The 1,637-nt window shown below is 61.9% G+C and carries 1 protein-coding gene; it reads left to right on the plus strand.

What is annotated here, in order from left to right:
* A partial coding sequence (locus JIN85_RS20340; protein WP_343225498.1) for a hypothetical protein occupies positions 1–1,637 on the plus strand: 1,637 nt, incomplete at both ends.

Here is a 1,637-nt window from a genome sequence, read left to right on the forward strand (position 1 = left end):
CTCGTTCAAACCGGCGGAACCCTCAACTGCCCACGCTACCTCGCTATCGGTTCGGCTACAGGAACCGGGATGGCTTCCTTCCTCTCTGGAAACGCCGTCATCGGAGCATCCGACAACGCTTACCGCATCATTGTCGGTGACGGCAGTGGCGCTACCGCCATCGCCAACCTCGGAACCATGGCTGGCGGCGATGCCACCATCACCCACTATTCCACCACCGGTCTCTACGTTGGCAGCGGTTCTCCCGGAACCTTCAACCTCAACAGCGGAACCCTCTCCCTCGGTGGACCAATCCGCCAAGGCACCTATCTCGGCACGGTCAACCTCAACGGCGCCACCATCGTCGCCATGTCGGATGGTATCAACATCATGAACGACACCGTCGATGGAGTCGTCGTCTACAAAAAAGGCATCACCATTGATACCGGAGCCAACAACGTCGTCATCTCCTCAGACATCGGCGGATTCACCGGAAATGGCGTCTACATCGAAGGCGGCAAACTCACCGTCGCAGATGGCGGCAGCGGCTACCTCGGCGCACCATTCGTCACCATCGCTTCCACCTCCGGCACTGGCGCCTCCGCCATCGCCACCCTCAGCGATGGCTCCGTCAACGAACTCCTCTTCACCTGCCCGGGTGATGGCTACAACGCCGGCGACGTCCTCACCTTCACCTTCCAAGGTGGCGGCACCGACACCCCGGCCCCCGAGTTCACCTACACCCTCACCGCAGCCGATCTCCAGGCAAACGCCGAAGGCCAATTCATCAAAATCGGCTCCGGCACCCTCACCACCCAGGCAGAATCCCTCCAGGACTACCCCGGTGACACCCTGGTCAAAGAAGGCACCTTCGCCGCCAACGGCCTCTTCGGAGACTCGGCCATCATCGTCTCCCCAGGCGCCACCCTCACCGGAAATCTCGACAGCTACGGCCCCGTCGTCATTGAAGGAGAAGGCACCTTCAACCCCGGCGACAGCACCGGCAGCGCCATGAGCACCGCCTCCCTCACCCTCGAAGCCGGCTCCGAAATGGGAATCGACATCGCCGACTGGGACGGCACCGCAGGCACCAGCTACGACACCACCACCTTCGACAGCCTGGTCATCAACGCCACCACCACGGACAAACTCACCATCCGCCTCGACATCGCCGCCACCACCGTGCCGACCGAATCCCAACAATTCGTCATCGCCACCGCCGCCAACGGCATCAGCGGACTCACTGCCGACAACTGGACCATCGTCGAAAACGGCCCCACCGCCTCCAGCAACTGGTCCCTCAGCGCCACCGCCACCCAACTCATCCTCACCTACACCCCCGGCGAAAGCACCGGAGACGGCTACGATGACTGGGTCGCCACCTACCCGGGCCTGGCCGATACCGACCCATCCGCTGATCCGGATGGCGATGGCATTGCCAACCTGTTAGAATACGTCCTCGGCACCGATCCAAGCCAAGCAAGCAGCGGAGTACTTCCGACCGTGGAAGAAACTGCCGAAGGCATGGCATTCAGCTTCGTCCGTTCGACGGACGCCAAAGATTCCACCACCCAGGTCCTGCAAACCAGCACGGACCTCATCAACTGGACCGACACCGAGATCCCCTCGGCCACCTCCGGAAATGTGGAAATAACTTC

The organism is Luteolibacter pohnpeiensis (assembly GCF_016595435.1).
Taxonomy (GTDB): Bacteria; Verrucomicrobiota; Verrucomicrobiia; order Verrucomicrobiales; family Akkermansiaceae; genus Luteolibacter; species Luteolibacter pohnpeiensis.